Here is a 25,121-nt window from a genome sequence, read left to right on the forward strand (position 1 = left end):
AAGCATGAGCGTACTCGTCAACAAGAACTCGAAGGTGATCGTGCAGGGCTTCACCGGAAGCGAAGGCACCTTCCACGCCACGCAGATGATCGAGTACGGCACCCATGTGGTGGGCGGCGTTACCGCCGGGCAAAGGAGGCCAGAAGCATCTGGATCGTCCGGTGTTCGAGACGGTGAGCGATGCGGTGAAGCAGACCGGAGCTGACGTCAGCATCATCTTCGTTCCGCCGGCGTTCGCGGCGGATGCGATCATGGAAGCCGCCGAGGCCGGCATCAAGGTGATCGTGTGCATCACGGAGGGGATCCCCGTGAAGGACATGGTGGCCGCACGCGAATACCTGCGCGGCAAGGACTGCACGCTCATCGGCCCCAACTGCCCCGGCGTGATCACGGCCGGCGAATGCAAGGTGGGCATCATGCCGGGCTTCGTGTTCAAGAAGGGTAGCGTGGGCATCGTGAGCAAGAGCGGCACGCTCACCTATGAAGCAGCGGATCAGGTAGTGAAGGCCGGGCTCGGCATCACCACCGCCATCGGGATCGGAGGAGACCCCATCATCGGCACCACCACATTGGAAGCCGTGCAGCTCTTCGCCAACGACCCCGAGACCAAGGCCATCGTGATGATCGGCGAGATCGGCGGCGACCTGGAGATCCAGGCCGCGCGGTGGATCAAGGCCAACTGCAAGAAGCCGGTGGTCGGCTTCATCGCGGGCGAGACCGCGCCGAAGGGCCGCACCATGGGCCACGCCGGCGCCATCGTGAGCGGTGCCGATGAGAGCGCGGCCGCGAAGAAAGCGGTGATGCGCGAGTGCGGGATCCACGTGGTGGAGAGCCCGGCCAGCATAGGCGCCAAGGTGAAGGAGGTGCTGGGCTGAGGCATTCCCTGGCTTTTCAACGCTGATTACCTGAGCGATTGCGGGCGCTACTTTCGCGACCGCAAAACGCTGCTTGGAATGAGCCAGATCTTCGACTTGGAAATGATCCGCGCGGTCTATGGCCGCTATCCCGCCCGCATCGCTGCTGCCCGCAAAGCGGTGGGCAAGCCGCTCACCCTCTCGGAGAAGATCCTCTACGCCCACCTATGGGACGGCGATGCGAAGACCGCCTTCGGCCGCGGCAAGGACTACGTCGATTTCGCCCCGGACCGCGTGGCTATGCAGGACGCCACCGCGCAGATGGCGCTGCTGCAATTCAGCACCACGGGCCGCAAGCAAGTGGCCGTGCCCAGCACCGTGCATTGCGACCACCTGATCCAGGCGCGCGTGGGCGCCAAGCAGGACCTGCAGGATGCGCTGCTCAAGAGCAACGAGGTCTTCAACTTCCTCGAGAGCATCAGCAACAAGTACGGCATCGGCTTCTGGAAGCCGGGCGCGGGCATCATCCACCAAGTGGTATTGGAGCAATACGCCTTCCCCGGCGGCATGATGATCGGCACCGACAGCCACACCGTGAACGCCGGCGGCCTGGGGATGATCGCCATCGGCGTGGGCGGCGCTGATGCCTGCGATGTGATGAGCGGCCTCGCGTGGGAATTGAAGTGGCCCAAGCTCATCGGCGTGAAGCTCACCGGCAGGCTCAGCGGCTGGACCTCGCGAAGGACGTGATCCTCAAGGTCGCCGGCATCCTCACCGTGAAGGGCGGCACCGGCGCCATCGTGGAATACTTCGGCCCCGGCGCGGAGAGCATGAGCTGCACGGGCAAGGGCACCATTGCCAATATGGGCGCGGAGATCGGCGCCACCACCAGCACCTTCAGCTACGACGACTCGATGAGCCGCTATCTGAAGGGCACCGGCCGCGCGGAAGTGGCCGCCATGGCCGATGCGATCAAGGAGCACCTGCAAGGCGATCCCGAGGTCTATGCGGATCCGGCGAAGTACTTCGACCAGGTGATCGAGATCAACCTTAGCGAATTGGAGCCCCATGTGAACGGGCCCTTCACGCCGGACCTCGCGCACCCGATCGGCGAGTTCGCCGCGGCCGTGAAGAAGAATGGCTGGCCCGCCAAGCTGGAAGTGGGCCTCATCGGCTCCTGCACCAACAGCAGCTACGAGGACCTCACGCGCAGCGCCTCGCTCGCGCAGCAGGCCATCGACAAGAAGCTGAAGGCGCAGAGCGAGTTCACGATCACGCCGGGCAGCGAGGTGGTGCGCTACACCGCTGAGCGCGATGGCCTGCTGAAGACCTTCGATGCCATGGGAGGCGTGGTGCTCGCGAATGCCTGCGGCCCTTGCATCGGCCAGTGGGCGCGCCACACGGACGACCCGAACCGCAAGAACTCGATCATCACCAGCTTCAACCGCAACTTCGCGAAGCGCAACGACGGCAATGCCAACACGCACGCCTTCGTCGCCAGTCCGGAGATCGTCACCGCGCTGGCCATCGCCGGCGACCTCACCTTCAATCCGCTCACGGACGAGCTGGTGAACGAAGAAGGCAAGAAGGTGAAGCTCGATGAGCCGCAGGGCCTGGAGCTGCCCCCGAAGGGCTTCAGCGTGCAGGATCCCGGCTACAAGGCCCCCGCCGCCGATGGCAGCACCGTGCAAGTGGTGGTGAAGCCCGACAGCGAGCGCCTGCAGCTGTTGGAGCCCTTCCCCGCATGGAATGGCAAGAACATCACCGATGCGGTGGTGCTGATCAAGGCCAAGGGCAAGTGCACCACCGACCACATCAGCATGGCCGGTCCTTGGTTGCGCTACCGCGGCCACCTGGACAACATCAGCAACAACACGCTCATCGGCGCCACTAACGCCTTCAATGGCGAAACGGACAAGGTGAAGAGCCAGCTGACGGGCGAATACGGGCCGGTGCCTGCCACCCAGCGCGGCTACAAGGCGGCCGGCGTCCCCAGCATCATCGTGGGCGACCACAACTACGGCGAGGGATCATCGCGCGAGCATGCCGCCATGCAGCCGCGCCACCTCGGGGTGAGCGCCGTGCTGGTGAAGAGCTTCGCGCGCATCCACGAGACCAATCTGAAGAAGCAGGGCATGCTCGCCCTCACCTTCAGCAACGAAGCCGACTATGACAGGATCCAGGAAGACGACCGCATCGACTTCACGGATCTCACGGCCTTCGTGCCGGGCAAGCCGCTCACCTTGGTCTTCAAGCACAAGGACGGCAGCAGCGATACGATCGCCTGCAACCACACCTACAATGCCCAGCAGATCGAGTGGTTCAAGGCGGGCGGCGCGCTGAACATCATCCGGGCGCAGCAGAAGGGCTGAGTGCATGCACCATCTGGAATGAAGAAAGCCCCTCCGAAGAGGGGCTTTCTGCTATTGGAGAGATGGTTGGATCAATCGTCCCAGCCGAAGAACCACATGAACGAGAGCTGATTCCCGGTGTTCAGCGTGATCGTGGCGGCTTCGAATTCGGTGTCGTCATCCTTGCTGATGTCCGTGAAGCCAAGGAAGCCACGGTATCCAACGCCCCAGCCCGCCTCGTTGATGTAGCCAAGGCCATAGGTCCAGCCGAAGTCCGTGCCGTTCAGGTAATCCTTGTACTTCTCCTTGATGGCGTTGCCGCTGCCGTCAACGCTGTCGAATTCGCTCTCCCCGTCGACTCTGGCGCCGAGCAGGAATGCGAGATACGGACCGGTCTCGAAGTACAGGCCGAAGTTGAGGCGGTAGCGGGCCTGGATCGGGACGCTGAGGTAGCTGATGGAATAGGGCAGTGTTTCCGTGCCCCCGCTCGCATTGACCGTCTCATACTTGGCGCCTTGGCCGCTGTAGAGCAGTTCAGCGAGAATGGAGAAATTACCGTTCCGGCCAAGCCCGTAATTCGCGATTCCACCCAAGTGCAGCCCGAGTTTGCTCTTGCTCACGTAACCGCTCTCGTTGCTTGGAAGATTGGTGATGTTCAGTCCGGCCTTCGCGCCGAACTTGAGGCCCTCGCCTTGGGCCAATGCGCCGGTGCCGATGGCCGCAGCGCTCAGAATGGTCAACAGTCGTTTCATGTGTTGCGTTTTGAATTTGGGCGGGAAATATAGGCTAGTCGTCCGTGTCCGTCCACTGAGCTTGGGCACGGTGCTTGCCAGCGCCGCCGCCGTTGGCGGGCACACGCTACTTTCGCCCGCCTCGCATCAAAAGCACCAGCACATGCGCCACCTCACAGTCGCCCTGTCCTTCTTCGCCGTCGCATCAGCCTTTGCGCAGCCCATCGATACCACACGCACCTGGGTGGTCAATGGGGACTTCGAGCAATGGGAAGGCAAATCGAAGCTGAAGCGCGCTGGCGGCATCCAGTACGCCAAAGGCTGGAGCAGTGCCACCAGCAAGAAAGCCGACCTCTTCAGCGAAGTGGCCACGGTGGAGAGCACGGTGAGCACCCCTAAGAACTTCGCTGGCGAGCAGATGGCCCTGAGCGGCAGCAACTACGCTGGTGTGCGCTGGTGGAGCCACCAGAACAAGGAGCCGCGCACCTACATCCAGACCCAGCTCAAGAGCAAGATGAAGAAGGACTCGCTCTACTGCGTGCGCTACTATGTGAGCCTCGGCGACCTCAGCAAGTACGCCACCGGCGAGCTCGGCGCCTGGTTCAGCAAGGACAAGACCGAGAAAGAGGAACCCGTCAGCCTCACTTACGAAGTGACCGTGCCGCCAGTGCGCACCAAGATCTACAACGACATGTTCAGCTGGCAGGGCGTGTGCGGCACCTATGAGAGCAAGGGCAACGAAGAGTGGATGATCATCGGGAACTTCGCTGCCACCGAGAAGACTGACAACGCGAAAGCCAAGCGCCCCAAAGGCGAGACCCGTCCGCAGGTCTTCAGCGCCTACTACTACATCGACAATGTGGAGGTGTATCCCGTGAAGAACCGCAGCTCCTGCTCGTGCGAGCAGCTCAAGGACGCCGAGAGCGAGTACATCTTCAGCCGCAAAGGCGTCACGCCACCCGGCCTGAAGCCGAAGGAGAGGGCCGAGCGCCAGACCATCTACTTCAAGCGTTTCCAGCGCATGATCGACCCGAGCATGGAGCCTTGGCTGGAGGATATCAAGAAGGCCATGATAGAGGACCCCGCCATGCGCATTGAACTCACCGGCCACTTCGACGCCACCGAGATGGACCGGACGCGCATCCGTCCAGACCTGGCCGAGCTCTCGAAGGAGCGCGCAGAGGCCGTGCGCGATGCGTTGGTGGAGATGGGCATCGAAGCCGGACGCATCAGCGTGGTGGGCAAGGACGCCTCTGAGCCCGCCGATGACAGCGGCAACGAGGTTGGCATGAGCAAGAACCGGCGCGTGAACGTGGTGGTGAAGTAGGGAGCGATTGCACGGTGCTGCGGTGCGGAGGTGCTAAGGTGCTGCGGTGCATAAGGCCCGTAAGGATGAAGCCGCGTGGGCACTTGAACCTGACCGTGGGCTCGATCCGGCGCTGAATTCGAGAGATTGCTAGTTTGGTGGAAATGAACCATCATGGCAGCTTTCAAGGATTTCGAGGAGATCATCGCATGGCAGCGCGGGATTGATCTGTCCGCCAGCATATACGCACGCTTCAAGGATCACCGGGATTTTGGATTCAGGGACCAGATCCTCAGAGCGTCGGTCTCCGTCTCGAACAACATCGCCGAAGGGTTCGGTCGCGGGTCGAACACGCAGTTCCGCTATTTCCTGAACGTGTCCCGGGCGTCGTGCAATGAGGTGCGGTCCACTATCGTGCTCGCTGAGCGTATAGGCTATCTGAGCAAGGAGGATGTCGATGCGCTGCGAGCGGAATGCATCCGGCTGAGTGCGACGATCCTCGGATTGATCAAGACCATGAGGCGCGACTACTTGAATTCGTTCGCGCCCTGGCTTATCCCGCTCGCATCATGGGCCGGTTGGCTGTAGTTCAGCAGGGTGCCATAGCCCATCAGCGGCTATAGTGCACCTTAGCACCTCAGTACCATTGCACTTTGGCACTTGGAACTGGACTCTCAGTGGACAAGAACGACCCCAAGGTCATCCGCGCATGGACCTTCTACGATTGGGCCAACTCGGTCTATTCGCTCACCATCACCAGCGCGGTGTTCCCGATCTTCTATGCGGCCATCACCAAGGATGAGGAAGGGGAGGACCTGGTGCTCAACAGCGCCATCGGGATCCCGGCGCCATCGCTTTACTCGTACGCGCTTTCGGTCGGCTTCCTCATCGTGGCGGTGATCGCCCCGCTGCTCAGCGGCATCGCCGACAGTCGCGGCAATAAGCTCGCGTTCCTCAAGGGGTTCTGCTACCTCGGCGCCATGTCCTGCGCGGGCCTGGCCTTCTTCACCCTCGAGGGCATCTGGTGGGGGCTCGGCCTGGTGGCGCTTGCCTGCATCGGCTTCAGCGGAAGCCTGGTTTTCTACGATGCCTTCCTCGTGGATATCGCAGGCAAGGATCAGCACGACAAGGTGAGCGCGCGCGGCTACACCATGGGCTACATCGGCAGCGTGGTCCTGCTCGTCATAAACCTGCTCATGGTGATGCAGCCCGATTGGTTCTCCTTGCCGAAGAGCATCACCATCGGCGATGTGACCTACGGTGGCGTGCCGGCCCGGGTCACCTTCATCACGGTCGGCCTTTGGTGGGCCGGCTTCGCGCAGGTCGCCTTCCACCGCCTGCCGAAGCGGACACCAGCGGCCGATGGCCACGATGGCCTGCTCTGGAGCGGCTACCGGGAATTGCGGAAGGTGTGGCGGCAGCTCATGGCCACCGTGAGGCTGAAGCGCTACCTCTTGGCCTTCTTCGTCTTCAATATGGGCATCCAGACGGTGATGTACCTCGCGGTGATCTTCGCCGAACAGGAGGTCAAGCAAGTGGACGCCGCAGGCACGGTGGTGCCCATCGCCTCCGAGAGCCTGATCATCAGCATCCTGATCATCCAGCTCGTTGCGGCGGTCGGCGCAACGCTCTTCGTGCGGCTCAGCGCGCGCTTCGGGAACATCCGCGCCCTGGCCATCGGCGTGACGGTGTGGGTGGGCATCTGCACGGCCGCCTACTTCACGCGGTGGACGCATGAGTTCTACATCCTGGCGGGCTGCGTGGGACTGGTGATGGGCGGCTGCCAAGCGCTCGCGCGGAGCACCTATGCCAAGTTCCTTCCGGCGACGAATGACACCGCCTCCTATTTCAGCTTCTACGACGTGAGCTACTACCTGGGCACCGTGCTGGGCACCGTGATCTTCGGTGCGGTGTTCCAACTCACCAACGACCTGCGCAACACGGCGATCGCGCTCGGGCTGATCTTCATCGCTGGCGTGGTGCTGCTGCTGCGGGTGCCGAAAGAGGAGGTGCGGATCACAGGGGCCGGAGGGGCCTGAGGCATCTCATCACCCCAACGCCACATCCAGCACCATCATCACGATGAAGCCGCCGATGAAGCCGAGCGTCGCGATGTCGGTGTACTTGTCCTGTTGCGTCTCGGGGATCACTTCCTCGACCACCACGTAGATCATGGCACCGGCGGCGAAGGCCAGCGCATAGGGCAGCACGCTCTGCATGTGGATCACGGCCACCGCGCCGAGGACGCCTGCCACGGGCTCCACGATGGCGCTGAGCTGCCCGAACCAGAAGCTTCGCAATTTGCTAACGCCTTGCCGCCGCAAGGGCATGCTCACCGCGAAGCCTTCCGGGAAGTTCTGGAGGCCGATGCCGATGGCCAGGGCCACCGCCCCGCCGATGCTCGCCTCCGGCATGCCCGCGGCCACGCCGCCGAAGAGCACGCCCACGGCAAGGCCCTCGGGGATGTTGTGCAAGGTGATGGCCAGCACCAGGAGCGTGGTTCGGTGCCAATTGGTGGCGGGCCCTTCGCTGCGGCTCGGATCGAAGTTGATGTGGAGGTGAGGCAACAGCTTGTCGAGCAAGAAGATGAACAACGCTCCTGACGCGAAGCCGATGGCCGGCGCCAGCCATGGGATATTGCCCATGCGCTCGCTCATTTCAATGCTCGGTGCCAGCAGGCTCCAGAAGCTCGCGGCCACCATCACCCCGCCGGTGAAGCCCAGCATGCCATCGAGCCATTTGCGCGAAGCGTTGCCGAAGAAGAAGACAAGGCCCGCGCCCGCTGCAGTCACCAGCCAAGTGAACGTGGTGGCGAGGAAGGCGGCCACCACCGGATCGATGCGGCTGAAATAGTCGAGGACGGTGTTCATGCGGATTCTACTTGCAGGTGGTGGCTGACGTCCTTGCTCAGGCTGAAGGCGCCGCCGCTCTTCGGTTTCACATCCATGCTGCCATCGAAGCCATGCACTTCCTGCACGGTGAGCAGGCTGCCGATGCGCAACCCTTTCGCGTCGAGCAGGCGCAGCAGGCCATCGGTGGTCTCGCTCACAGCGGCTATGCGCACCTGGTCGCCCGCCTTGCAGGCGTCGAGGCGCTTGGTCTTCCGTGCCTGGATCCTCCCGTTCTTGTCCGGGATCGGGTCGCCGTGGGGATCGAAGGCCGGTCGCCCCAGGTACTCGAAGAGCTTGTCCGTGAGCTTGTCGCTGCCCACATGCTCGAGCTGTTCCGCCACTTCGTGCACTTCGTCCCAGCCGAAGCCGAGGCGGGTCACCAGGAAGGTCTCCCAGAGCCGGTGCTTGCGCACGAGCTGCAAGGCGAGCACCTGGCCTTTGGATGTGAGCTTGACCCCATAGTAGGGCTCGTGCTTGAGGTAGCCCTTCTCCGCCAGCTTCTTCAGCATGTCCGTGACGCTGCTGGCCTTGGTCCGCAGGCGCTCGGCCAACTCCTTGGTGAAGGCGCGGTCGTTCTCCTGGAGAAGGGCGTACACCGCCTTCACATGGTCCTCTTCGCTGCGGGTGAGCATGAAACTGCGGCGAAAGTAGAAAAAAGATTAGACAATCCTAAATAACGGGCTACTTTCGCGGCATGCTCCGCTGGATGTCCTCGCTCCTGGCCGCGCTTCCGCTGCTCGCAGCCGCGCAATGCGACCTTCGCGGCCGCATTCGAGGTCCGGCTGGGCCGGTTCCCTTCGCAAGCATCGCCCTGGTGGGCCAACCGGGCGGCACCGCCGCCGATGCTGACGGGGGCTTCGTGCTGAAGGACGTTCCTTGCGGGGCGGTGCGCATCTCGGTCACCGCCGTGGGCTACAAGCTCCTGCTCGCAGCGACCCGCACGGATGCGGCCGATCTCGTGCTGCGCCTGGAGCCGACGATAACGGAGTTGGACGAAGTGGTGGTCACGGGCACGCTGAAAGAAGTGAGCCGCAGCGAGAGCCCGGTGCCGATCGAAGTGGTCACGCCGAAGCTCTTCCGCCGCAATCCATCGCCTGCGCTCTTCGATGCCATTGGCATGGTGAACGGCGTGCGCCCCCAGATCAATTGCAGCGTGTGCAACACCGGCGACATCCATATCAATGGCATGGAGGGGCCCTACACCATGGTGCTCATCGACGGCATGCCGATCGTGAGCGGACTGAGCACCGTGTATGGGCTGAGCGGCATCCCGCTGGGGCTGATCGAGCGCGTTGAGGTGATGAAGGGGCCGGGCTCATCGCTTTACGGCAGCGAGGCCATGGGCGGCATCATCAACGTGATCACCAAGGACCCTGCGCTGGCGCCGCGGCTCACGGCCGATGCGTTCACCACCGGCTGGAATGAGGTGAACATTGATGCCGGGGTGCGATCGGGCAAAGCGGAAGGCCGCTTGAACAACCTCTTCGGCGTGAATGCCTCCTGGTACGATGATCCGCGCGATCGCAACGGCGATGGCTTCACCGACCTCGCCCTCAGCAAGCGCCTCAGCCTCTTCAACAAGTTGAATCTCCGCAGGCCGGAGCGCCGCGTGGCCAGCCTGGCTGCTCGCTATGTGCGCGAGGACCGCTGGGGCGGGCAGATGAATTGGACACCGGCCTTCCAAGGCAGCGACAGCGTCTATGGTGAGAGCATCCTCACCGACCGCGTGGAGCTGATCGGGCAGTACCAGCTGCCCATCAAGCCGAAGGTGCTCACGCAGCTGAGCTTCAACCGGCACTTCCAGGACAGCTACTATGGCACCACGCGCTACACCGCCGACCAGCGCATCCTCTTCGGACAGGCTTATTGGTTGCAGCGCCTCGGACCACGGCACGAGGCCACGGTGGGTGCGGCCTACCGCTTCACGTACTACGATGACAGCACGCCGGCGACAGCTGCCGCGCAACGCTTGCCCTTGCCCGGCCTCTTCGTTCAGGACGAATGGCGCTTCGCCGATGCGCAGACCCTGCTGATCGGCTATCGGCTCGATCACGATCGCGTGCATGGGCTGGTGCATTCGCCGCGCCTTGCCTACAAGTTCGCGCCGAGCGGCCGTTGGGCCGTGCGCGGCAGCTTCGGCACCGGCTTCCGCGTTGTGAATCTCTTCACCGAGGATCATGCCGCCCTCACCGGGGCGCGCGAAGTGCTCATCACCGAGGAGCTGCGGCCAGAGCGTTCGCTCAACGGAACGATCAACGTGGTCCGCAAGTGGTCTGGGAAGCGCAATTCACTCAGCCTCGACGGCCAGGTCTTCTACAACTGGTTCAGCAACCGCATCGTCCCCGATTACGATACCGATCCCGACCGCATCCTCTACGCCAACCTCGATGGCCACGGCGTTTCGCAGGGCGCTGCGCTCACCGCTGAGGCACGCATCGGCCAGCGAATTCAATTCATGGTCGGCGCCACGTACATGGATGTCCATAATGAAGTGGCCGATGCCGAAGGGGCGATGAGGAAGGTCGATCAGTACTTCGCACCGGATTGGTCCGGCACCTTCACAGCGGGCGTGAACCTGCCGAAGCGCTTCACGGTTGACCTCACAGGCCAATGGTATGGGCCCATGCGCCTTCCGATCCTGCCCAACGATTACAGGCCGGAGTACAGCCCGACGCACATCATCGCCAACGTGCAGGCGAAGAAGGTGCTGCGTGAAGGGGTCGAATTCTATGGAGGCGTGAAGAACATGCTCGACTTCGTGCCAGCGGACCCCCTGATCCGCGCCAACGATCCCTTCGATGCCCATGTCAACGACCCGGTGGCCAATCCCTACGGCTACACCTTCGACACGGCATACATCTATGCGCCCCTGCAAGGCCGGCGCTGGTTCTTCGGGCTGCGGTTCACGCTGGGTTGATTGTTCGGCCGATCATCGTAAGGACGTTCGCGGCGGACTATCTTGGCAGGCACGCGAAGCCCGTTCGCATCAACACGCGTCATGACCCTGACCCGAGCCATCTCGTTATCGCTGTTCCTCTGCAGCGTGGCCCATGGCATGGCGCAAGAAAAGACGCGCGGTGAAGGTGGAGCGCCTCCCACTGAAGAAGGCGTGATCGAGATACCCGTGGAGGGCTTCACGATGCCGCCTGGCCTCAAGCTCCCATCGCGCGTTGACCTCTCGCCTTGGTTCCCGCCTGCTGGCGACCAGCGCAAGCAGGCATCGTGCAGCGGCTGGGCCTTGGGCTACGCGCTCAGCACGTATTACTTGAACCGTAAAGAGGGCCGCACCGCCGATACCACCTTCCTGTCCGACCCGGGCAAAGATCTTCAGTCCGTCCTTCGTCTACAACCTGACCGCCCGCAAGGCGCAGCTTCCCGATTGCGCCGAAGGCGTTCAACTCGCCGAGGCCATCCAGCTCTTGTGCGACACGGGCTGCTGCTTCTGGGAGCAATTCCCCTACGATACCGCGTTGACCGAGTGCCTGAAGGACGTGCCGGACACGCTCATCAGCGACGCATTTTCATACCGGATGTCGAGCCCGGTGGCCCTGGGTGTTCGCTGTGACGACTACGACCAATGGCGTTACCACCTCAGCATGTTCGAGCCCATCGTCTTCCAGGCCAGCGTGGGCCCCTTCTTTGACCAAGGGGACCTTACGGGAGGGAAGGCGCCATTCGTTTGGGCCGAGCCCTATCCCGGCATGAATTGGGAAGGCCGCGTGGGGCATATCATGGTCTGCACCGGGTACGAGGATCCATACACCTTCCGGGTGCTCAACTCATGGGGCCCGAACTGGGGCGACCGCGGCTATGTGCTCATTCCGGACACGGTGATGGACTGGGCTTGCGGCGAGGCGTACGTGCTGCAGCCGCGATGGATGTCGGACGCTGCGCCGGTGCCGGAGGCCCAGCAGCGCACGGTGGACTTGGGGCGCAATCAGCGCATCAAGGCCAAGTTGCGCTTGGGTGAGGTCCACGCCACCGATGGCATCGTGCTGCGCTTCCTGGGCCCATCGGCGGATGGTCGGAGGCAGATCGTGGATTACTGGGACATCAACAACCCGGACCGCATCGAGCAGATCGCCGTGCTCGAGAACCAGCCTACCACCTTCAAGCACATGGGGAACGTCTACAGTTTCACGTTCATCGATCGTGGACGTCTGGGCAGCAAGCCCCGGTTCACCTTGGTGAAGGAGGATCCGAAGAACAACCTGCTCCAGCGGCATGTGGATTCCATCCTAGCGCCTCGGGAGGACTACAAGCTTCCCTAGAGCCCGTTCGTGATCTCTTAACCCCGGTCTCCGTTGTCAGGCCGTGCATTCCTCGAATGACAGGAGAATGCTGCGGAGTTCTTCGCTCGACCGACCGCATGCAGCCAATTAGGCTGCGCGGTCCACGAAGTACATGGTAAGCTCGCCCTTTCCTTTGGCGCTCACCTTGCCACGCTCGGTGAACCGGAAGCGCGGGTCGCCTTTGATGAGCGTATAGGTGCTCTCGCTGATGTTCACTTCGCCGGGCGATCCGCTGCTCTCCATGCGGCTGGCGGTGTTCACCGTATCGCCCCAGATGTCATAGGCGAACTTCTTCAGGCCCACGATGCCCGCCACCACCGGGCCGGTATGCACGCCCACGCGGATCTCGAAGAAAGGGAGGCCCTGGGCCGTTTTCAGGGCCTTTCCCGCCTGGATGAAATCGCGGACCTCCAGTGCCGCATTCACCACGTCGAACGCGTGCGTTCCGTTGGGGACCGGCAGGCCGCCTGCGGCCATGTATGCATCGCCGATGGTCTTGATCTTCTCGATGCCGTGCCGCTCCATGATGCGGTCGAATTCCGAGAAGCACTCGTGGATGTCCCTCACCAGCTCCTTGGGGCTGAGCTTCTCGCTCATGGCCGTGAAGCCCTTGAAATCGGTGAAGAGCACCGTGACCTCGTCAATGAGCCGGGCCTCCGCCTCGCCCTTGGCCTTCAGCTCAGCGGCCACTTCCTCCGGCAGGATGTTGAGCAGCAGGCTCTCGCTGATGTCCTTCTCTTTCTGGATGGCGGCGCGCGAGCGCCGCACGTACCGCAAGCGCGAGAATAGACCCAGCGCGATCAGCACCGTGCCGATGCCTGCGAAGAGATATACGTTGCGCGTGCGTCGCATCGATTCCTGCTTCAATTCGGCGTCCAGGTTCTTCACCTCCAGTTCCTTGATGGTGCGCACCTTCTTCTCGCTCTCGTACTTCTCCTGCATATCGGCGATGGCCTTCACCTTCTCGGTATTGAGGAGGGAGTCCTTCAGGCCCACATAGCGCTGGAGGCTCTCGTAGGCTTCGTTCAATCGGCCGAGCCCCAGGAAACTGCGGCTGCGCAGATTCTCGTTCTTCACGAGCGCATCCAAATGATGCAGGTCCGCTGCCAGGGCATCCGATGAATCCAGATAGGCCAGCGCGCGCTGGTGCCTTTTCAATTGCCATTCGACGTTGGCGATATTGCTGTATTGCAGCATCAGGCCTTCACTATCCCCGGCTTGTTTGAACATGGGAAGCGCAAGGCGGTTGTAGAGGGCTGAGCTATCGAGGAACGAAAGGTTGGCCCCATCGCCTCCCATCTCGACGAACATCGCTCCCAGATTGAGCAGCGCATCCAACTCTGCCCCTGGGACACGCTCCTTGCGGGCGTTGGCGAGCACGTCCCTGAATGCGGCCAAAGCTTCATCCATTGCACCTGCGTTGACCATGGCAATGGCCCTGTTGGTGTACAGCCCATTCCGCGCCACGGAATAGGGCCAGGCATCGTTCCATGCGGCCAAGGATGACTCGGAGATCTCCCGTACCCGTTGGTATTCCCCTAAGCTCAAGAGCGCATTGGAGAGGCTGACATTCAGCGACATCAAGATGAGGCTGTCACATCCGGCATGGAACCAGCTAAGCCCTTGCTGCCCGGCGATGACCGCAGAGTCCAGGCGACCGATGTTGTCGTAGCTATGGCAACGCCAGGACATGATCCTGGCGGCTTTGCAGGTATCTCCGGAGGCCAGGAAAACGCTCAGCGCCTTGTTCAGCACCGGAAGGCTCACCGCGCCATCGGTGATCCGGCCATTGGTGTACGCCCTGTAAACGCTGTCAGCCCATGCCTTGGGCACATCGGCTGAATGGTTCGTTTGTGCCGCAATGGAGGCGCAACGGATCAGGCCGAACAGCGCGATCCCCGCCCTTTTCAGGAGCGGGGATCGGATCATGCATGTGAGGTCAGCGCTTCCTGCCACCACCTCCGCTTCCTTTTCTGAACATCGCCGATGTCCCTCCGCTCGTGTTCAGGTTAACGGTCCAGTTGTTCGGGTCGGCGGTATCCAGTTCCACGAGGAGGAAAGCCGTGGTCCCTGTATTCGATGCGGTCAAGGTCACTACGCCCTTGGAATCGAAGCTGGCGGTTGGGTTGGGGCCCGTGCTGATCTTCAGCGCCACCACCGCTTTGCGCGAGTTGGTATTCACCCCGGTCTCCCAGGCATTCACCACCACCTTATCGTTGGGCGAAGACTTGGTGACCTCTTTCGTGACGGACGATGCGTCGCTCGGGTAGCCCGGATCGGTGGACTGGATGGACACTTTGGTTGCTTTGGACATGGTCGGCGTTTTGGTGGATGAGGGATCCAACGTAACGTTAATTGTCGAGACGCCCAAAAGCGAAGGACCGCCTTGACGGCTGAATCCCAGTCAGATTAATCCTGCCGCTGCCAGTTGCGCTCGATGACCTCCAGCAATTCGTTATGGATGGCGCTGTTGCTGGCCAGGATCTCCTCGTCGAACACGGGATCCTTGCTCGGCCGGAAACCGGTGACCTGACCGCCCGCTTCGCGCACCAGCAGCACGCCGGCGGCCACATCCCAGCTATTGAGGCCATACTCATAGAAGGCCTCGAAGCGCCCGCAGGCCACATAGGCGAGATCAGCGGCTGCGCTTCCCAGCCTGCGGATGCCGCGCGTACGGTGCATGAGCTCGCGCAGGAGGTCCATGTATTCCTGCTCATATCCGAAATCGTCATACGGGAAGCCCGTGGCGAGCAGGCTGTCCTGCAAAGTGGCGCGCTCGCTCACACGGATGGGCAGTCCATTGAGGTATGCGCCGCCCCCGCGCCAAGCGGTGAAGCGCTCATCGCGCGTGACCTCATGCACCACGCCCAGCAGGGGCTCAGTGCCATCGAGCAGCGCCACGCTGATGCAATAGCAAGGCACGCCATGCACGAAGTTGGTGGTGCCATCCAGCGGATCGATCACCCAGTTGAAGCGTTCGGCTTGCTCACCGCTTCCTTCCTCAGCGATGAAGCCCGCTTCGGGCAGCAATTTCTCCAGGCCCTCCACCAGCCGGTCCTCGCTCACGTGGTCAACATGCGTCACGAGGTTGTTCAGGCTCTTGGCGCTCACGCGCGTCTCGGTGAGCTTGCCGGCTTCGCTGCGGATGAAGGAGGCCACATCGACGCTGATGGCGGTGACTTGCTCGGTGAGTTTGCGGAGGTCCATGCTGGAGGTTGTCAGAGGTTCGGTCACGGTATTCCGGTTCGCTGAGGCGGATCAAGCAGCAGCTGGGGGAGCGTTCCGGCGCCGCAGCCAGATGAGCCCGCCGATGCCCGCTATCATCAAGGCAGATGAGATGATCTCCGCCTGGGTGATGTTGCCGAGCACATGCACGTTTACCCGGATCTTCTCGATGAAGAAGCGCTCAAGGCCATTCAGGAAGAGGAAGAGGAAGAAGATGCTGCCGGCGGGCTTCAGGCGCTTGCGCAGCATCCAGAGCACCCCGAAGAGCGCAAGGCATGCGATCGTCTCGTAGAGCGGGGTGGGGAAGACCGTTTCCGGGAGCACGGTGCAATACCCTTCGAAGCAAGTGCCTTCGGTGATGGGCACGCCCACGCCATTCACGTTGTTCGGGTAGTCGTATTGCCAAAGCCATCGCGGTCCGGGGCCGCGGAAGGCGGTGTTCACGATGCCCCAATCGCCATCGCCGCTCACCTGGCAGCCGATGCGGCCGATGGCATAGGCGAGCATCACTCCGGGCGCTGCGGCATCGGCGCCGTTCCACGCGGGGATGCCGTTCTTCAAGAAATAGCGGATCACCATGGCACCGGCCACGATGAGCCCTCCGTACATGGTGAGGCCGCTGATGATGTCCTTCCCGGTGGGGTCGCTGAGGAAGGCCATGACCTCGTCGGGATTCTCCATCCAGTGGAAGAGCTTGGCTCCGATCAGGCCCCAGATGGCGGCGGTGATGGTGATGTTGCCGGCGTGCTCATGCGGCAGCACCTGCACTTCTTCGGTGCGCGGCTCGGCGAGCCTGGCCTTTTCCTTCGCGCGCCAGCGGAGCCAGGCCAGCAGCGCCCCCACCACGATGCCGCCGATGAAGCTGCCCTGGCCGCTGAGCAGGAAGCCCGGGAAGTCGGCGAGCACATCCGAGGTGTTGAGCAGAAGGTGAAGTCCCTTCCAACCGATGAGGAAGCCGAGAAGGCCTTGGCCTGCGACTTCACCGGGGCTGGCCGGAAGCCCGATGGTCTCTTTGCGCGTAGTTGGCCTCAGAAGGCCGAGACCTGCCATGCGGCGCAGCTCGAGGCCCAGCGTCCAGCTGGCGAAGATGAAGGCGATGGCCACGAAGAATCCGAAACTGTTGAGCGGCCTCAGGATGGGCAGATCGATGCCGAACAGATCGAGGAAGGCGTGGTAGATCGTTGGGTACATGTGTTCAGAACGTCAAAGAATGATCGCTGCCAACGCCGCCGTATCGCCGATCCTCCGGGTCGAACTCAGGCGCACCTTGCTGGAATCGGAGCGCCCCGTCGATATGCCCATCACCATTGATGCGCTTCAATCGCACGGGGATGATCGTGTTCGTCATCGCGGGATCGAATGGCATTGACACCCGCAGATAGTTGTCCGTGTAGCCCAGCATGCGGCCATCGATCTCCTCCGCCTCGAAGAGCACGCTGCGAATGGTGCCGATGTGCCGCTCGTGATGCGCGCGCTGGAGCTTGCTGCTGAGGATGCGCAGCTGCTTGGTGCGCTCCCGCCGGGTCTCCATTGGCACGATGTCGTCCATGCGCACGGCGGTGGTGTTGGCGCGCTCGCTGTAAGTGAACACGTGGAGGTAGCCGATGGCTTGCGCACGGATGAAGGCGTGGGTCTTCAGGAACTCCTCATCCGTTTCGCCGGGCGTTCCCGTGATCACATCGGCGCCGATGCAGGCGTGGGGGAGGAGGGACTTGATGCGCGCGACGCGATCGGCATAGAGGGCGGTGTTGTAGCGGCGGCGCATGCGCTCCAGGATCACATCGCTTCCGCTCTGCAAGGGCATGTGGAAATGCGGCATGAATCGTTCGCTCTCCGCTACGAAGCCGATGACGGAATCGCTGCACAGGTTGGGCTCGATGCTGCTGATGCGGAAGCGGGCGATGCCTTCCACCTTGTCCAGCGCTTTGATGAGCCCGAGGAAGTCCTCGCCATGGCCGCGCCCGAAGTCGCCGGTGTTCACGCCCGTGAGCACGATCTCCTTCACGCCTGTTGCGGCGATCTTCTCCGCGATGGCCACCGTCTCCGCGATGGTTCCGCTGCGGCTGCGTCCACGAGCGAGCGGGATGGTGCAGAAGGAGCAGAAGTAGTCGCAGCCGTCCTGCACCTTGAGGAAGGTGCGGGTGCGATCCCCCGAGTTGAAGGAGTGGACGAAGCGCTTGAGGTCCTTGATGGGTGAGAAGACCGCTTCGCCTTGCGGCTCGCGATGACCGGCTTCGCTCTTGCTCACCCGGTCGATGTGCGCGGCGAGGTCGAACTTCTCATTGGCACCGAGCACGAGGTTGACGCCCGGGATGGCGGCGATCTCCGTCGGCTTCAACTGCGCGTAGCAGCCCACCACGGCGATGAAGGCCTCCGGGTTGATGCGCTGGAAACGGCGCACCCATTGGCGGCATTCCTTATCGGCGTTCTCGGTGACGCTGCAGGTGTTGAGGACGAAGACATCCGGGCGCTCTTCGGCTTTCACGCGCGCATAGCCGGCTTCTTCCAGCGAACGGGCCAGGGTGCTGGTCTCGCTGAAGTTGAGCTTGCAGCCCAGGGTGTGGAAGGCGGCGGTGCGGGGGGAGGACAAGGGGGCAGGGGCAAGAGCAGGTGGCGAATGTTCCTGCGCGTGGATCTGTGGGCGCGCGAAGGTAACGGGCTGCTGTTCAAAGGACTTTGCTAGGTTTAGGCATCCAAATCAAAAGCAGGCGTCTGCCAATCGGCAGGTGCCCGCCCGGCCACCACCCAACCAGGACCCATGACGCGAACCCTACGCGCGCTCTCGATCTTTCTTCCAGTCCTGTTCGCCGCACCAGCGCTGCGAGCGAACATCTTCTTCAACATCACGCCGGAGCATTGCGCATATGCCGATGGCTATATCGGGACGACCGTGACTGGCGGTGTGCCGCCATACACCTATGCTTGGAGCGATGGGCCTACCACCCAGAACCGCGGCAGTCTTCCGGCGGGCAGCTACACCCTCACGGTAACCGACTTTGTTGGAGCGCAGCAGCAGAATACCGCCGTAGTGCCCAACCTGCCGAATTGGGAATGGGATCCGATGCAGGGCTTGGCCCAAGCGATACCCTCATGCGACGGAACGCCCGGTGGATTGATCCTATTCGGCGGGGACATTCCGTCCTATCCGCAGGGACCTGGCCCGCACCAGAACGATGCAGGTTGCGTGACGGAACTGCAGCCGCAGAACGTGCCTGATGATTTCCTAGGGTTCGGTGGGGTGCTCCGGACAATCTGCTACTGGGGTTCGACCGGACAAACCTATGCCGTGAATTATACCGATCTCAACGGCTGCCCCGGCTACATGGAAGCCATCGTGCCGCAGCCACCCCAGTTCCTCCCGGTGACCTTGTTGGACCTTGAAGGCTCCTGTTCTGGCGGAGCCAACGGAAGCCTGCGCTTCAGTTGTGCGCCGGAGCCGGATTATATCTACGGCCTGTTCCCTCGGCTCTTCAATGACCAATGGCAACCGGCACCGCAGTTCGCTGCGCTGGGAACGAACTGGACAGGCGGATGGACCTATGATGTGCCCAACCTAGCCGCAGGCACCTACGCCTTCGTTCGGCGAATGCTGCATGATCCGGACTTTGATCTTTTCGGATTGGGTTGCGGCGACACAACCTACTTCACCGTACCGGATCTTGGCCCAACCTGCGGCCACATCAGCGGCACGGTGGCGATGGATATCGATGAGGATTGCACGCTCGACTTCAGCGATACTGCAGTGCCGGAACTGGTGATCGAGTTCTCGCCGGGGCCTTATTACGCCACCACGAACGCCCAAGGGGAATATGGCGTCAACCTGCCATTGGGGAATTACAGCGTGACGCAGCAGGCCAGCGTGGTGGATGAGCATTGCCTGCCGGATCCCATCACGCTCAATGTCACTGGCAGCGCCACCTTCAACCTCCTGGATACCGCCACGCAAGCGCTGGACATCCAGTTGAGCATGGCCAGTGGTCCTGCGCGTCCCGGTTTCCAGATGCACTACGCCATCGACCTGGACAACCTCACGAGCGCCACAGGCAGCACCAACCAAGTAGTGATGACCTTCGATCCGGCGGTGAGCTTCTTGAGCGCAGTGCCCACGCCCAGCAACGTGAGCGGCAACACCATCACCTGGAACAATGCAGGCGCGCTGTACTACTTCCAGCACCGCGACATCTCGGTGAGCCTGCAAGTCCCGCCCGATGTGGGCTTGATCGGCACCGATCTCACCGCCACGGCCGTGCTCACCCAGAATCCGCTGGATGCGAACGCCGCGAACAACAGCGCTACGGGGATCACAACGGTGACGGGCAGCTACGACCCCAACGATAAGACCGCTACGACGAGCTCGCGATGGAGCAACTCCTTGTATTACATCGACGTGGATGAATGGATCGACTACACCATCCGGTTCCAGAACACCGGGACCGATACGGCCTTCACGGTGGTGATCACTGATACGCTTCCGGCGACGCTCGATGCCGGGTCGATCACCGTGGGTGCTGGCTCGCATCCCTTCACCTGGGAGTTGCAGGCTGGTGGAACGCTGAAGTGCTATTTCGTCAACATCCTGCTGCCCGATAGCAATGTGAACGAGCCGCTGAGCCATGGCTTCGTCTCCTTCCGCATCCGTCCGCAGCTTCCGCTGTTGCCCGGTACTGTGATCGAGAACACCGGCAACATCTACTTCGACTACAACCCGCCGGTGATCACCGAGCCGAGCGTGCTGGTGGCGGAGTTCAGCACGGGGGTGGGGGAGGAGGGCACGATTCGCTTACAGCTTGCTCCGGTGCCGGTGACCGATCAGCTGAACGTCGCTGCAGCCATGGAGATGCTTTCGGTACGGATAATTGCTGCGGACGGCCGCGAGGTGGACCGGCGATCGGTGCGGGCGTCTTCCGCAGTCATTGACGTTTCCGGGTTGAAGGCAGGCGCCTACCTGATCAGCGCCACGCTCGCCACGGGGAACGAGGTTCGTGAGCGCTTCATCAAACATTAATGAGCATGAAACGGTACGCTTCTATCCTTGCGGCTGCTCTGAGCACAGCTTGCGCTTCGGCGATTTCGGTGGAAGTCCAGGTCTACCGCCATTCCTATTGCGGGCGCGAATCGGGCTATGCTGCGGCCAATGTCTTCGGAGGCGTGCCGCCTTACACCTATGCTTGGAGCAATGGCAGCACGGATGGGCAGGCGGTAGGTCTTCTGCCGGGGAATTACAGCCTGACGGTGACCGATTCGCAATCGGACCAGGCCACGGCGAATTTCACCGTTGACCTGTTGAACAGCTACGGCTTCTTCGGCTCCTTCACGAGCCTGGCGAGGTGCGCTGGTGATGATCCCATTGTTCCGGTGTTCCCGGTCATGACGGACTATGACCCGACCGTGTCCTTTGGCCCAGCACCGTTCATGTATACCAGCCCGGAGAATCCATTCTCGATCACATCAGCTGAATGCCAGGATTTCCTGGAACCGATCTGGACCGACCTGCTCGTGTTCCCTGGCACAGCGCCAGGCAACTACACGGTCGACTTCACGGACGGCATCGGATGTCCCGGAACCATCGAGGTGGCCATCATGCCGGAGCTCAACGACCTTCCGCAGGTGCAGGCGGTGAACGTTCTTCCCAGTTGCCCATCGACCGCTACGGGCTCCATCTCCTTTGCTTACCAAGGCTCGTTGGGCTATGAGTATCTGGTGCTGCTTCGGCCTGATGCCGTGACCGGTGAGTGCGACCCGCAAGTGCGCACGGAATTCATCGGCACCAACACCCCACCAGGCACGCGCGCGTTCGGCAGCCTCCTGCCGGGCGATTATTGGTTGATCACGAGCACCGATGCCAACCGCTGGCTGGCCGGAACGAGCTTATCCGAGTTTGCTTGCAAGGACAGCACGTTGGTCACGGTGCCATCGCTGGGAACGGATTGCGGCGTGCTCAACGGCCGCGTGTACATCGATGAGAGCGCCGATTGCATCATGGGCAGCGCGGGAACAGAGAACCGTGTGCCGGGCACCATCGTGGAGATCACGCCGGGGCCGATCTACCTCACCACCAACAGCAGCGGCCAGTACAGCATCGGGCTCAACTTCGGCGACTACACGGTGACCGAGCAGAATGCCGTGTTCAATCAAAGTTGTCCCGGCGCCGTGACGCTCTCCGCGGGGTCGCAGACCTTCAACGTGGGCTGTGCCGGCGGCGAACCGCTGGATGTGCAATTGGCCATGGCCAATGGATGGGCGCGACCGGGTTTCGAGCTGCACTATGGGATCGACCTCGACAACCTCACGCCGGCCGCAACGGGCAACGTCACCCTGACCGTGACGATCGACCCGGCGCTCACCTTCCTCTCCGCGTTTCCTGCCCCAACGAACGTGGTCGGCAATGTGCTCACATGGACCAGCCCGCAACTGGTGATGAGCCAGGTGTTCGAGCACAAGGACATCGGCGTGCGAACGCAGGTGCCTCCCGATGTCGGTCTCATCGGCAGCACGCTCACCACCACGGCCCAATTGGTCACCGCGAACACCGATGGCGATCCGGCCAACAATAGCGCGGTTTCGAATCAGCTCGTCACCGGCAGCTTCGACCCCAACGACAAGACAGCGAGCACTTCGTTGGGAAGCAGCAGCACCTGGGTCATCAATGAGGACGATTGGATCGACTACACCATCCGATTCCAGAACACGGGGACGGACACCGCCTTCAATGTGATCATCACCGATACGCTGCCGCCTACGCTCGATCCAGCGAGCATCATCTGGGGCGCGGGCTCGCATGCGCATTCGCGCGCCCTTGTGGGACAGGGCGTGCTCAAGTTCATCTTTCCGAACATCCTGCTGCCTGACAGCAACGTTAACGAGCCACTGAGCCATGGCTTCGTGGGTTTCCGCATCCGCCCGCATCTTCCCGTAGCGCCGGGCTCCGTGATCGAGAACATCGCCAACATCTACTTCGACTTCAACCCGCCGGTGATCACCGAGCCGAGCGTGCTCACAGCGGAGTTCAGCACGGGGGTGGCCGGGCGGGAGACGAGCCGCATCAGTTTGGCTCCCGTGCCGGCGAGCGATGAGTTGATCGTTGCCAGTGGCATGTCGATCGGCCTTCTTCGGGTCCTTAGCGCCGACGGCCGCGAGGTGCTGCGGATGAACACGCGGTCGACGCGCGTACGGATCGTTCTGAACGGATTGAGGAGCGGGGCCTACCTGCTCGTGGCGGAGCTCGAGAACGGGACAACGGCGCGTGAGCGCTTCATCAAACAATGACGCGCATGACCTGGAACTTGACCCTTCGCCTGCAGGTGTTGTTGGCTGCCGCTTGCTTGAGCTATCTGGCCCACTCGGCCACGGCCGTGATCAGCATCATCAAGCCGGAGACCTGCGGCAATTCCAATGGTGAACTGAATGCATACATCAGCGGCAGCGGTGCCGTTGGGCCGTACACCTACCTCTGGAGCAACAACGCCACCACGGCCTCGATCACCGGGCTGGCCGCCGGGGCCTATTCGGTGACGATCACCGATGCCCTGAGCGTGCAGTACACCGCGAACGTGACGCTGAACAACGTGGATGAGCTGCCGTTCGGCGCTAACGACTCACCCAGTCTCACCTCATTCTTCGACCTCCTGGGCATTACCGGTGGGGCGTGTGCAGGCGAGTGCAACGGCATCATCTCCTTTCCCCAAGTCTTGTTCGGAGGCACTCCTCCTTTCTCCGTCTCCTTCAATGTGTCGGCCAACTACCTCGGCACGGACAATAACGGATTCCCCATGTACGCTGGTTTCTGCGGCGGCGATTTCGTAACGTACACACTCACCGATGCCTTGGGGTGCCAGGGCTCCAGTGAGTTCTACATGTTCGAGATGAACAATGACTACATGCCTGTGGTCGGCGTTGTTGAAGGAGCATGCGCAGATTCGGAAATCGGGAGCATCCAAGTGAACCAGGTCACTGGTATCTCGGTTGTTCAGCTCCAGAACAGCCTGGGCACGGCAATCGGCACTGCGGTCTTCCTTGGTGAATTCGAATCGCATGTCTTTGAAGGGCTGGCGCCGGATACTTACACCTTGATGGTGAATCCGATGCAGAGCCAGTGCTTCATTCCATTGGAGGTCATTGTGCCCGACCTCGGCCCCGGCTGCACGCAGGTCACAGGCAGTTCGTGGTACGATGCGGATGGCGATTGCGTGCAGGACGTGGGCGAAGTGGGCATCCCAGGCAGCGTGCTGGTGATCGAGCCCGGCACGCAATACGCGATCACCGGGAATGACGGCTCCTTCGCCTTCAGCCTGCCCACCGGCAGCTACACGCTGGCACAGGCCGATGCCTTCCTCGATCCCTATTGCCCGGCAGTGATGCCCGCGCCGTTCACCATCAGCGGCACGCCGGTGAGCATCGATCTGGCGAACAACAGCACAGCGCCCTTGGATGTGCGGATCAGCGCGGGTTGCTCGAATGCGCGTCCGGGCTTCGCGCATACCATCAGCGCAAGTGCCGTGAACCAGTCCATGCAAGCCACTGGGCTCGTTACCGTGGTCTGCACCATCGATCCCAATGTGGACTACGTGAGCGCAACGCCTGCGCCCTTCGATGTGAGCGGCGACGTGATCACTTGGCAATTGGCTGAACTGGACTACTTCGGCACGGCAGGCTTCAGCGTGGAGACCAACGTGCCAGTGCCAACACCGCTCGGTACCATACTCACGCACAGCTGGACCGTTTCAACCGCGAACCCCGATGCCGATCTGAGCGACAACGCCGACGGCTTGAGCCGCATGGTGCAGGGCAGCTACGACCCGAACGACAAGACCGCGCAGACCAGCTCGCGCCTGAGCGAGGCGCTCTACTACATCAACGAGGATGAGTGGATCGACTATACCATCCGCTTCCAGAACACGGGCAATGCCGAAGCGCTCTTCGTGACCGTGACCGATACGCTGCCGGAGGAACTGGACATGACGAGCTTCGAGATGGGCGTGGCCTCGCACGCTTACGCCCTCAGCTTCAAGCAGGGCCGAGTGGTGGAGTGGTTCTTCGATGGCATCAACCTGCCCGATAGCACAAGCGATGAATCGGGCAGCCACGGCTTCATCAAGTTCCGGATCCGACCGGTGCAGCCATTACTCGCGGGCACAGTGATCGAGAACATCGCCAACATCTACTTCGACTTCAATCCGCCGGTGATCACCGAGCCGAGCGTGCTGGTTGCGGAATTCAGTACGGGAGCGGGGGAGCGGACGGCGGATGAACCGATTGCATACCCGAACCCGACCACAGGCATGCTCAGCGTAAGCGGAGTGCCGGCCGATCGGTTGCGCATCTTCTCGCCCGATGGAAAGCTCTTGCGCGACGAGCGGGTCACCACGCTGCCTGCAACGATCAATTTCGCGGCTCTTGCACCTGGCGCCTACCTGCTTGAGGTCTCCGCAGTTGGCGGAGAGCGTCGAACCCTGCGTATCACCAAGCACTAGT

The 25,121-nt window shown here is 62.1% G+C and carries 16 protein-coding genes and 2 pseudogenes; 10 read left to right on the forward strand and 8 right to left on the reverse strand.

Annotated elements, in window-relative coordinates; all coding sequences use genetic code 11:
- Positions 1–4 precede the first annotated feature (4 nt).
- Together sucD and IPK70_13935 are read left to right on the forward strand one after the other, a co-directional pair.
- A pseudogene (gene sucD, locus IPK70_13930) lies at positions 5–875 on the forward strand (succinate--CoA ligase subunit alpha).
- 78 nt (positions 876–953) lie between these two features.
- A pseudogene (locus IPK70_13935) lies at positions 954–3,226 on the forward strand (aconitate hydratase).
- 71 nt (positions 3,227–3,297) lie between these two features.
- Here IPK70_13935 and IPK70_13940 read toward each other — a convergent pair.
- Positions 3,298–3,957 carry a PorT family protein gene (locus tag IPK70_13940; protein ID MBK8228259.1) on the reverse strand — a complete coding sequence of 220 codons (660 nt, stop codon included), beginning with the start codon at positions 3,955–3,957 and terminating at the stop codon, positions 3,298–3,300.
- Between the two features lie 142 nt (positions 3,958–4,099).
- Here IPK70_13940 and IPK70_13945 point away from each other — a divergent pair, with 142 nt between their 5' ends.
- From IPK70_13945 to IPK70_13955, 3 genes are all read left to right on the forward strand, one after another.
- Positions 4,100–5,263 carry an OmpA family protein gene (locus IPK70_13945; protein MBK8228260.1) on the forward strand — a complete coding sequence of 388 codons (1,164 nt, stop codon included), beginning with the start codon at positions 4,100–4,102 and terminating at the stop codon, positions 5,261–5,263.
- Between the two features lie 153 nt (positions 5,264–5,416).
- Positions 5,417–5,830 carry a four helix bundle protein gene (locus IPK70_13950; protein ID MBK8228261.1) on the forward strand — a complete coding sequence of 138 codons (414 nt, stop codon included), beginning with the start codon at positions 5,417–5,419 and terminating at the stop codon, positions 5,828–5,830.
- An 89-nt stretch (positions 5,831–5,919) separates the two neighbouring features.
- Positions 5,920–7,281, forward strand: coding sequence for an MFS transporter (locus tag IPK70_13955; GenBank protein ID MBK8228262.1), 1,362 nt, complete (start codon positions 5,920–5,922; stop codon positions 7,279–7,281).
- A gap of 9 nt (positions 7,282–7,290) precedes the next feature.
- On the opposite strand, the gene IPK70_13960 is transcribed toward IPK70_13955, so the two are convergent.
- Positions 7,291–8,112: a ZIP family metal transporter gene (locus IPK70_13960; protein ID MBK8228263.1), complete on the reverse strand. Its 822-nt coding sequence runs from the start codon at positions 8,110–8,112 to the stop codon at positions 7,291–7,293.
- Positions 8,109–8,765: a metal-dependent transcriptional regulator gene (locus tag IPK70_13965; protein MBK8228264.1), complete on the reverse strand. Its 657-nt coding sequence runs from the start codon at positions 8,763–8,765 to the stop codon at positions 8,109–8,111. The genes IPK70_13960 and IPK70_13965 overlap by 4 nt, the downstream gene beginning before the upstream one ends.
- Positions 8,766–8,827: 62 nt before the next feature.
- Between IPK70_13965 and IPK70_13970 the strand changes: the two genes are divergently transcribed.
- Positions 8,828–11,050, forward strand: a complete 2,223-nt coding sequence (locus tag IPK70_13970; protein ID MBK8228265.1) for a TonB-dependent receptor — start codon at positions 8,828–8,830, stop codon at positions 11,048–11,050.
- A gap of 502 nt (positions 11,051–11,552) precedes the next feature.
- Entirely contained in the window at positions 11,553–12,404 is an 852-nt protein-coding gene (locus IPK70_13975; protein MBK8228266.1) for a hypothetical protein, read from the forward strand.
- Between the two features lie 108 nt (positions 12,405–12,512).
- Here IPK70_13975 and IPK70_13980 read toward each other — a convergent pair whose 3' ends face one another.
- The 5 genes from IPK70_13980 to mtaB all read right to left on the reverse strand — a co-directional run bounded on the left by IPK70_13980 (position 12,513) and on the right by mtaB (position 18,240).
- Entirely contained in the window at positions 12,513–14,354 is a 1,842-nt protein-coding gene (locus tag IPK70_13980) for a hypothetical protein (protein ID MBK8228267.1), read from the reverse strand.
- Between the two features lie 10 nt (positions 14,355–14,364).
- Positions 14,365–14,739 carry a hypothetical protein gene (locus IPK70_13985; GenBank protein ID MBK8228268.1) on the reverse strand — a complete coding sequence of 125 codons (375 nt, stop codon included), beginning with the start codon at positions 14,737–14,739 and terminating at the stop codon, positions 14,365–14,367.
- A gap of 95 nt (positions 14,740–14,834) precedes the next feature.
- Positions 14,835–15,632 (reverse strand): inositol monophosphatase, encoded by a 798-nt coding sequence (locus IPK70_13990; protein ID MBK8228269.1) that lies wholly within the window; start codon positions 15,630–15,632, stop codon positions 14,835–14,837.
- A gap of 51 nt (positions 15,633–15,683) precedes the next feature.
- Positions 15,684–16,841: a prolipoprotein diacylglyceryl transferase gene (locus IPK70_13995; GenBank protein MBK8228270.1), complete on the reverse strand. Its 1,158-nt coding sequence runs from the start codon at positions 16,839–16,841 to the stop codon at positions 15,684–15,686.
- Between the two features lie 4 nt (positions 16,842–16,845).
- Complete coding sequence (mtaB, locus tag IPK70_14000) at positions 16,846–18,240, reverse strand: tRNA (N(6)-L-threonylcarbamoyladenosine(37)-C(2))-methylthiotransferase MtaB (GenBank protein ID MBK8228271.1); 1,395 nt, start codon at positions 18,238–18,240, stop codon at positions 16,846–16,848.
- 168 nt (positions 18,241–18,408) lie between these two features.
- Between mtaB and IPK70_14005 the strand changes: the two genes are divergently transcribed.
- Genes IPK70_14005 through IPK70_14015 form a run of 3 tightly spaced genes read left to right on the forward strand, consistent with a single transcriptional unit; the run spans position 18,409 to position 25,120 of the window.
- Positions 18,409–20,655 carry a DUF11 domain-containing protein gene (locus tag IPK70_14005; GenBank protein ID MBK8228272.1) on the forward strand — a complete coding sequence of 749 codons (2,247 nt, stop codon included), beginning with the start codon at positions 18,409–18,411 and terminating at the stop codon, positions 20,653–20,655.
- A gap of 5 nt (positions 20,656–20,660) precedes the next feature.
- Positions 20,661–22,916: a T9SS type A sorting domain-containing protein gene (locus tag IPK70_14010; GenBank protein ID MBK8228273.1), complete on the forward strand. Its 2,256-nt coding sequence runs from the start codon at positions 20,661–20,663 to the stop codon at positions 22,914–22,916.
- Between the two features lie 5 nt (positions 22,917–22,921).
- Positions 22,922–25,120, forward strand: coding sequence for a T9SS type A sorting domain-containing protein (locus tag IPK70_14015; GenBank protein ID MBK8228274.1), 2,199 nt, complete (start codon positions 22,922–22,924; stop codon positions 25,118–25,120).
- Position 25,121 lies beyond the last annotated feature (1 nt).

It is taken from the genome of Flavobacteriales bacterium (assembly GCA_016712535.1).
Lineage (GTDB): Bacteria > Bacteroidota > Bacteroidia > Flavobacteriales_F > PHOS-HE28 > PHOS-HE28.